This is a genomic window from Paucibacter sp. XJ19-41, from assembly GCF_028462495.1.
Classification (GTDB): domain Bacteria; phylum Pseudomonadota; class Gammaproteobacteria; order Burkholderiales; family Burkholderiaceae_C; genus Roseateles_E.
The window spans coordinates 20,284-28,342 of sequence record NZ_JAQOWX010000080.1 but is presented as its reverse complement, the minus strand read 5'-3'; the positions used below and the strand labels follow the sequence as shown (position 1 = coordinate 28,342).

The following is an 8,059-nucleotide window of genomic DNA, read 5'->3' as shown; positions in this document are numbered from 1 at the left end:
GCGCGTCAGCGTGCCGTCGGCGCCGGCCACCGGCAGCGAGGCCATGAACTCCGGCATCACCGGGCTGGCATGGGCCAGCTGCAGCAGCCGCCCCAGCTGCCGGGCGCTCAGGCGCTGCTCGCGCGACAGGCCCGAGCCGTTCTCCAGCACAAAGGCCGAGTCCCCGAGCCTGGCCGACAGCCACAGGCGCAGCCGCTCCTGGGCGGCCGCCGGCGTGCCGCCGGCCAGGCTCAGCCACAGCATCTCGCTCATCAGATTGGCGCTGTACTTGTTGATGTCGCGCACCACCTCGGCCAGCGGCGGCGAGGCAAAGCTGAAGCTCGGTGGCGTGGCAGGGGCCACACCGGCCCTGACCTCGCCGAGCAGGCCGCCGCCCATCTCGCGCCACATCGCGGCGATCAGCCGGGCGTTGTAGCTGGCCGGGTCGGTATCGGCCAGCGGCCAGGACAGCTCGCCGCAGCTGGCCGGATAGCTGCCGGCAAAGCCCAGCGGCTGCCCGGCCTGCCATTGCAGGCGCAGCGCACCGCGCCAGTCGCCGCAGGCCCCGTCTTTTTGCAGCGGCACGCTGGCGGGTGCGGGCAGCGGCACATCGCTGGCAATCCAGGCCAGGCCGCGCGCCGGATCGGGCCGGAAGCTCAGCGTCTGGCTCTTGTAGTTCAGCAGCAGGGCCTCGGGCTGCACATTGCCGGGGCGCCAGGGCTCGCCGTCGAAATCGGCCGGCGTCAGCGGGCTCGGTGCGAAGCCGCTGTTGTCCAGCAGGATATGGCCGCGGATCTCGCGCACACCCTGGGCCCGCACCCGCTGCAGCAGCAACCACAGCCGCTCGCGCACCAGCTTGGGGTCGCCGACCCCCTTGATCACCAGATCGCCCTCCAGCACCCCGGTCTCCGGCCACAGCCGGCCCTGCAGCCAGACCGGGGTCTGCCAGGTCCAGGCCGGCCCGAGCATCTCCAGCGCCGCCAGCGTGGTGCCCAGCTTCATCAGCGAGGCCGGGTTCATCGCCTGATCGGCCTGCCAGGCCAGGCGCGGCGAGCCGGCACCGAGCTCCTGGATCCAGACGGCCAGGGCCTCGGGCGGCAGCTGGGCTTGACGCAGGATCTGGCCGACGCCGGCCGGCAGCGGCGCCGGCTGGGCCGGGGCAGACGCGGGGCCGACAAGCCCCGCAACAAGGCTCAGGACAAGGGGCAGGGCTCGCATGGCGGCGATGATCGCACGGCTACACTTGGCGCATGACTGTGTTGCTGGCCCTGGATAGTTCGACCGAAAGCATGGCGCTGGCCCTGTCCGGCCCGCAAGGACGCTGGTTTTTCGAGGGTGCCGGCGGTGCCCAGGCCTCGGCGCGGCTGGTGCCCGAGCTGATGGCCTTGCTGGCCGGTGCCGGCCTGCGCCTGGCCGATGTCGATGCGATCGCGTTTGGCAGCGGCCCGGGTGCCTTCACCGGCCTGCGCACCGCCTGCGCGGTGGCCCAGGGCCTGGCGTTCGGCGCGGCCAAGCCGGTGCTGTCGCTGGACAGCCTGATGCTGGTGGCCGAGGACGCCCGCCAGCAGGCCGGCGGCACGCTGGCCCAGGTCTGGGTCGCGATGGACGCCCGCATGGGCGAGATCTATGCCGGCGCCTATGCGCATGACGGCCGGCATTGGCGGGTCGAGAGCGCGCCGGCGCTCTACAGCCCGGCCGCGCTGCTGGCCCAGTGGCGCGAACCGCCGGCGGCCCTGTGCGGCAGCGCGATCACGGTCTTTCCCGAGTTGCAAGGCCTGGCCGCGCAGGCCTGGCCGCAGAGCCGCTCGCGCGCGCAGGCACTGCCGGCGCTGGCCGAGCAGGCCTGGGCCCAGGGCCTGCTGCTGGACCCGGCCGAGGCGATGCCGCTCTATGTGCGCGACAAGGTGGCGCAAACCACCGAGGAGCGCCTGGCCGCTCGCGCCGCATCATGATGCGGGGCGAAGTGATGAGCCCGGTGGGCAGCCGCCTGCAGGCGATGCAGGCCGGCGATGTCGAGGCGGTGCTGGCGATCGAGCAGCGCGCCTACGAGTTCCCCTGGTCGCGCGGCAATTTCATCGACTCGCTGTCGGCCGGCTACCTCGCCCAGGTGCTGCGTGCTGCCGACGGCAGCGTGCTCGGCTATTTCCTCGCGATGCAAGGGGTCGATGAGCTGCATCTGCTCAATATCACCGTGCTGCCCGAGTGCCAGGGCCAGGGCCTGGCCCGGCTGATGCTGGATGCCTTGCAGGCGCTGGCGCGCGAGCATGGCGGCGCGCAGATCTGGCTGGAGGTGCGGCAGGGCAACGAGCGGGCGCGGCGTGTCTATGCCCGTTACGGTTTCGCCGAGGTCGGCCTGCGTCGCGCCTACTACCCGGCCGCCGAAGGCCGGCGCGAGGACGCGGTGCTGATGAGCTTGCGGCTGGCGGAGGGCGCGGCATGAGCTGGAGCGAACGTCAGCAGGCGATGCTGGAGGCGATGGGGCTGCGGGTCTGGACCGCGCCGCCCGTGCCCGAGCCCGAGCCGACGGCACCCGAGCCTGTGCTGGCCAAGGTCGAAGCGCCGGCGCCGGTCCGGGTCGTCAGCGTCCTGCCGCAGATCGTGGTGCCTGTGCAGCCCGCCGAGCTGCCTCGGGCGCCGGCAGCGGCGGGCGCGGTGGCGGCCATGGATTGGACGCAGCTGCGCGAGGCCGTGGCCGGCTGCCGCGCCTGCGGGCTGTGCGAAGGGCGCAAGCACACGGTCTTTGGCGTCGGCCATGAGCGCGCCCACTGGATGGTGGTCGGCGAGGCGCCGGGCGAGCAGGAGGACCTGCAGGGCGAGCCCTTTGTCGGCCAGGCCGGCAAGCTGCTGGACAGCATGCTGCGCGCCATCGGCCTGACGCGTGCCGACGGGCCGCCCGAGAAGCAGGTCTTCATCGCCAACACCTTGAAGTGTCGGCCACCGCGCAACCGCAATCCCGAGCCCGAGGAGCTGGCGCAGTGCGAGCCCTATCTGAACCGCCAGATCGCGCTGGTGCAGCCGCGCATCATCCTGGCGATGGGGCGCTTCGCCGTGCAGTCGCTGCTGCGCAGCAGCGAGCCGATCGGCCGGCTGCGCGGGCGGGTGCACGAGTACCAGGGTGTGCCGCTGATCGTCACCTACCACCCGGCCTATCTGCTGCGCAATCTGGTCGACAAGGCGCGGGCCTGGGAAGATTTGTGTCTGGCCATGGACGTTCTTCAGCGCAAGACCTGACCCCCTGGGTTATAAAACAAGGGCCACGAGGAGACGCATGAAGCCCGCCGCCGCTGCCATCGACGAGTCCACCCGGGCCAGCTGGGAGCGGCTGCCATGTCCCGTGGCCGTGGTCGATGCGCAGGGCCGGGTGCTCGGCGCGAACGGGCTGTTCGCCGGCCTGAGGACGGCACCGGGCTGGGACTGGCTGGATGTCGAGTCGCGCGACGAGCTGCAGCTGGCCTGGCAGCGCCCGGCCGATTTCGAGCTGGAGCTGGCGCGTGCGCCAGGCCCAGGCTGGCTGGTCTGCCGCTCGCGCTGGGATGCCGCGCTGCAAGCCCATATCAGCGTCTGGCAGGACCTGCTCAGCAGCAAGGCGGCCGAGCAGGCCGCGCAGCTGCGGCTGCTGGCCGACCATGTGCCGGCGCTGATCGCGCTGTATGACGCGGTGACCCACCGCTGCCTGTTTGCCAACCGCGAATACGCCCATGCTTTCGGCTTCACCGAGCGCTCGGTGCTGGGCCTGACCTTTGCCGAGGTGATAGGCCCGGAGGCGGCCCAGCGCATCCAGCCCTATGTGGAACGGGTGCTGCGCGACAAGCAGCCGGCCCAGTACGAGCGCCAGCTGCTCGGCCCGGACGGCCGGCCGCGCTGGATCGAGGTGCAGCTGATTCCGCATCTGGACGCCCAGGGCCATTCGCTGGCCAGCTTTGTGCAGATCCTCGACATCACCAAGTACCGGCTGGCCGAGGCGGCGGTGCGCGAGTCCGAGGCACGGCTGGACAAGTTCATGCAGGCCTCGATGGAGGGCATCCTGTTTCACCGCGACGGCATCATCACCGACGCCAATCCGCCGCTGTGCGATCTGGTCGGCTACAGCCTGGAGGAGCTGGTCGGCCGGCCGGCGCTGGATTTCGTCGCGACCGACGAACTGCAGAAGGTCGGCCGGGTGATGAGCGAGGGCCGGGAGCTGCGTTACGAAAGTGCGGTGATGCATCGCGACGGCACACGCATCCCGGTGGAGTTCATCGTGCGCACCCTGGTGCGTGATGGCGAGCGCCTGCGCATGAGCATCGTGCGCGATATCCGCGAGCAGCTGGCGGCGCAGTCGCGCATCCACCATCTGGCCCATCACGACAATCTGACCGGCCTGCTGAACCGCGCGGCCTTCATGGAGCGCCTGGTGCCGGCGATGCAACGCGCCGAGCGTGGCGGGCAGCGCCTGGCCCTGCTGTTCATCGACCTGGACAATTTCAAGCGCGTCAACGATTCGCTGGGTCATCTGGAAGGTGACAAGGTGCTGGTGACGGTGGCCCGGCGCATCTGCGACTGCCTGCGTGCCAGCGATCTGGTGGCGCGCTTCGGCGGCGACGAGTTTGTCGTGCTGCTGGACGATATCCATCAGCGCGACGATGTGCTGGTGGTGCTGATGGCCCTGCTGTCGGTGGTCGAGGTGCCGGTCAGCGTCAACGGGCGCGACCTCTTCGTGACGCCCTCGATCGGCATCGCCGTCTACCCCGAGCATGGCGACAGTGCCGAGGAGCTGATCCAGCATGCCGATACCGCGATGTATCTGGCCAAGTCCGATGGCCGGGCCAGCTACCGCTATTTCGAGCCGGCGATGGCGGCGCGCGCCTATGCCGATCTGGTGCTGGAGAGCGAGCTCAGCGAGGGCCTGGCGCGCGGCGAGTTCCGCCTTCACTACCAGCCCCAGGTCGATGCGCGCGACGGCCGCCTGGTCGGCGCCGAGGCCTTGCTGCGCTGGCAGCATCCGCAGCGCGGCCTGCTGAGCCCGGACGCCTTCATCGGCGTGGCCGAGCGGCATCGGCTGATGGTGCCGCTGGGCGAGTGGGTGATGCGCGAGGCGGCCAGGCAGTCGCGGCTGTGGCATCAAAGCGGTGTCGCGGCAGTGCCGATCGCGGTCAATCTCTCGGCCATGCAGTTTCGGCTCGAGCGCTTTGCCGATACCGTGCGTCAGGTGCTGGCCGAGGCCGGCGTGCCGGGCGCGTGGCTGGAGCTGGAGCTGACCGAGCGCATGCTGATGGACGATATCGGCACGGCCCCGGCCACGCTGACCGCGCTGCGCGCGCTGGGCCTGTCGATCTCGGTCGACGATTTCGGCACCGGCTACACCTCGCTGGCCCATCTGACCCAGCTGCCGCTGGACAAGCTGAAGATCGACCAGGGCTTTGTCGCCAAGCTGCCCGGCGATGCCGGTGCGCTGGCCATCACCCGCGCCATTGTGCAGATGGCCCAGGGCCTGGGCCTGCGGGTCGGTGCCGAGGGCGTGCGCAGCCGCGCGCAATGGCAACTGCTGGCGGACTGGGGCTGTGATGATTTGCAGGGCGAGCTGATCGCCGCCTCGATGTCGGCCGAGCAGTTCGAGGCCTGGCTGCACAGCCGCCAGAGCGCCCTTCCTACAATGGCGCAATGACAGCGCATGAAGGCAGGCCCACCCCCCTGCAGACCCTGATTCGCGAAGCCATCGCCGAGGCCGGCGGCTGGCTGGGCTTCGACGACTTCATGGCCCTGGCCCTGTATGCGCCGGGCCTGGGCTATTACAGCGGCGCGCGGCAGAAGTTCGGCGCGATGCCCGCCGATGGTTCAGACTTCGTCACCGCGCCCGAGCTGTCGCCCTTGTTCGGCCGGGCGCTGGCCGCCCAGCTCGAGCAGGCGCTGACGGCCACCGCCACCGACACCGTGTTCGAGTTCGGCGCCGGCAGCGGCGCGCTGGCGGCGCAGCTGCTGCAGGCCTTGGGCGAGCGCGTGGCGCGCTACTGCATCGTCGACCTGTCCGGCTCGCTGCGCGCGCGCCAGGCCGAACGCCTGGCCGCCTGGGGCGACAAGGTGCAGTGGCTGGACGCGCTGCCCGAGCGCTTTGCCGGCGTGGTGGTCGGTAACGAGGTGCTGGACGCGATGCCGGTGCAGCTGATGCGCTTCGATGGCCAGCAGTGGCTGGAGCGCGGTGTCATCTGGACGGGGGCAGGTTTGGCCTGGGGCGAGCGCGAAACCGGGCTGAGCCTGCCGGCCGAGGTGGCCAATGACCCCTACCCCGGCGGCTATCTGACCGAGCTGCACGCGCAGGCCGAGGGCTTTGTGCGCACGCTGGCCGCCGGCCTGCAGCGCGGCGCGATCTTTCTGATCGACTACGGCTTTCCCGAGCGCGAGTACTACCACCCGCAGCGCGCCGGCGGCACCGTGATGTGCCATCACCAGCACCGCGTCGATGCCGATCCGCTGGCCCTGGTCGGCGAGAAGGACATCACCGCCCATGTCAATTTCACCGGCATCGCGCTGGCCGGGCAGGACGCCGGCCTGACCGTGCTGGGCTACACCAGCCAGGCCAACTTCCTGATCAACTGCGGCCTGACCGAGCTGCTCTGTGAGGCCGACCTGGCCGGCCGCGCGATGGCGCACCGGCTGATCGCCGAGCATGAGATGGGCGAGCTGTTCAAGGTGATCGGCTTCGTTGCGGGCGAGAGCTTCGAGGCCCTCGGCTTCGCGGCGGGCGACCGCTCGCACATGCTCTGAGCGAAGCCCCGCCTCAGATCGGGGTCAGTGCTTGCAGCGCCTGCAGGCGCGCGGCCTGCACCGCGCGGCCGATCGCCGGCCCGGTCTTGCCGGCCGCCAGTGCGGCGGCGCTGACGGCGCCCAGATCGAGGGCCAGCAGCGTCTGCAGATCGCGCTGCAGCAGCGGTCGCTGCGGGTAGGGCCTGTCCTCCAGCCCGAGCCGGCCGCGCGCATCGCACTCGCAGGCCAGCAGCAACTGCTCGAAGCGCTCGGGCCGGCGCCAGGCATCGCAGCGCTCCAGCAGGCGCAGCCTGGCCTCCGGGCCGAAGCCCCCGCTCTGGTGCACATGGGTGTGCTCGCGCGCCATCAACTCGGCCAGCTCGCGGCAGTCGGTCGGCACCCGCCAGCGCTCGCTCAAGGCGCGGGCCAGCGGCACGCCGCGGCCCTCGTGGCCGATATGGCGGGGCAGGGCCTCGGCCGGCGTCAGCCCCTTGCCCAGGTCATGGCAGAGGCTGGCATAGCGCACCGGCAGCGGCACCGCGAGCCGGGCGCAGGTGTCGAGCACCATCAGCAGATGCACGCCGGTATCGATTTCCGGGTGATGGGCCTCAGGCTGCGGCACGCCGAACAGCCGCTCGATCTCGGGCGCCAGCCGCGCCAGCGCGCCGGCCTCGCGCAGCACCGCCAGCATGCGCGAGGGCCGCTCCTCCATCAGCCCGCGCGACAGCTCCTGCCAGACCCGCTCGGCCACCAGCGCATCGACCTCGCCGGCCGCCACCATGCGGCGCATCAGCGCCATGGTTTGCGGCGCCACCGTGAAGTCGGGCAAGCGGGCCGCGAAGCGCGCCAGCCGCAGGATGCGTACCGGGTCCTCGGCAAAGGCCTCGGAGACATGGCGCAGCACCTTGTCGGCCAGATCCTGACGGCCGCCATAGGGGTCGACGAGGGCGCCGGCCTCGTCCTCGGCCATCGCATTGATCGTCAGATCGCGCCGTGCCAGGTCTTGCTCCAGCGTGACATCGGGCGCGGCATGGAAGGCGAAGCCGTGATAGCCGGGCGCGGTCTTGCGCTCGGTGCGAGCCAGCGCGTACTCCTGATGGGTCTGCGGGTGCAGAAAGACCGGGAAGTCGCGCCCCACCTGCAGATAGCCCTGGTCCAGCATCTGGGCCGGGCTGGCGCCGACCACGACCCAGTCGATGTCCGAGACCGGCCGGCCCAGCAGAGCGTCGCGCACCGCGCCGCCGACACGATAAGTTTTCATCCGGCCATCTTAGGTCGGCGCCCGCCCCCCGCGAAAAGGGGGTTCAATTGAGGGGGGTGTCCGGCTACATTCGTGCCCGAGACCTAGGGGAATTCCCTG

General features: G+C 71.0%; 7 protein-coding genes. 5 read left to right on the top strand and 2 right to left on the bottom strand.

The features are described from left to right. The coding region (dacB, locus tag PO768_RS19300; RefSeq protein WP_272647343.1) for a D-alanyl-D-alanine carboxypeptidase/D-alanyl-D-alanine endopeptidase at window positions 1-1,197 on the bottom strand (1,197 nt) is incomplete at its 3' end. A 32-nt stretch (window positions 1,198-1,229) separates the two neighbouring features. Between dacB and tsaB the strand changes: the two genes are divergently transcribed. Genes tsaB through PO768_RS19275 form a run of 5 tightly spaced genes read left to right on the top strand, consistent with a single transcriptional unit; the run spans window position 1,230 to window position 6,720 of the window. After that, window positions 1,230-1,931 carry a tRNA (adenosine(37)-N6)-threonylcarbamoyltransferase complex dimerization subunit type 1 TsaB gene (tsaB, locus tag PO768_RS19295; protein WP_272647342.1) on the top strand — a complete coding sequence of 234 codons (702 nt, stop codon included), beginning with the start codon at window positions 1,230-1,232 and terminating at the stop codon, window positions 1,929-1,931. After that, window positions 1,931-2,419, top strand: a complete 489-nt coding sequence (gene rimI, locus PO768_RS19290; RefSeq protein ID WP_269838377.1) for a ribosomal protein S18-alanine N-acetyltransferase — start codon at window positions 1,931-1,933, stop codon at window positions 2,417-2,419. Before tsaB ends, rimI begins: the two co-directional genes overlap by 1 nt. Next, a complete protein-coding gene (locus PO768_RS19285) occupies window positions 2,416-3,210 on the top strand; it encodes a uracil-DNA glycosylase (RefSeq protein WP_272647341.1) in 795 nt (264 codons plus the stop codon). The genes rimI and PO768_RS19285 overlap by 4 nt, the downstream gene beginning before the upstream one ends. A 37-nt stretch (window positions 3,211-3,247) precedes the next feature. Then, the gene (locus tag PO768_RS19280) at window positions 3,248-5,623 is read left to right on the top strand and encodes an EAL domain-containing protein (protein WP_269838200.1); all 2,376 of its coding nucleotides are present in this window, start codon (window positions 3,248-3,250) and stop codon (window positions 5,621-5,623) included. Further along, window positions 5,620-6,720, top strand: coding sequence for a class I SAM-dependent methyltransferase (locus PO768_RS19275; RefSeq protein WP_272647340.1), 1,101 nt, complete (start codon window positions 5,620-5,622; stop codon window positions 6,718-6,720). Before PO768_RS19280 ends, PO768_RS19275 begins: the two co-directional genes overlap by 4 nt. Before the next feature lie 13 nt (window positions 6,721-6,733). Here the strand turns inward: PO768_RS19275 and PO768_RS19270 are convergent, their stop codons facing one another. Beyond that, complete coding sequence (locus tag PO768_RS19270; RefSeq protein WP_272647339.1) at window positions 6,734-7,960, bottom strand: multifunctional CCA addition/repair protein; 1,227 nt, start codon at window positions 7,958-7,960, stop codon at window positions 6,734-6,736. Window positions 7,961-8,059 lie beyond the last annotated feature (99 nt).